Origin of the sequence: Xanthomonas hortorum (assembly GCF_011305375.1) — a bacterium.
Lineage (GTDB): Bacteria > Pseudomonadota > Gammaproteobacteria > Xanthomonadales > Xanthomonadaceae > Xanthomonas > Xanthomonas hortorum_E.
In genome coordinates this window covers 1-338 of the sequence record NZ_VCME01000050.1, presented here as the reverse complement: position 1 = coordinate 338, position 338 = coordinate 1, and the positions used below count along the sequence as shown (strand labels likewise).

The 338-nt window shown below is 62.1% G+C and carries 1 pseudogene; it reads right to left on the bottom strand.

The window, feature by feature from the left end:
* Positions 1–220: 220 nt before the first annotated feature.
* Positions 221–338 (bottom strand): annotated as a pseudogene (locus FFY45_RS21855) (riboflavin synthase); the annotation flags it as partial.

The following is a 338-nucleotide window of genomic DNA, read 5'->3' as shown; positions in this document are numbered from 1 at the left end:
GATGCCGGGGCCGACGGTATAGTCCGGATGAAAGAAGACGGCCAACGCGCAGCCTTGCGGCTGCGCGCGCGCCTGTTTGCCTTGTGGCGTTTTTCGCTCAACTTTTGCGAGAAACGACTATGTCCATGCATCACCTGTCGCGCTGCGTCGCGACTTTCCACCGCACTGCGTTAGCTCCGTTGTCACTGCAAACGGACGTCCGCTGATGTTTACCGGACTATACGCCATCGACGCAGATCGAGCCCTTCTTGGCGACATAGCGCAACACTGCTGGAGGCGCGGCCAAACGCCAGCGCTGCGCACGCGCATCGCCCTGCCCCCACCGCACCTGACCCAAC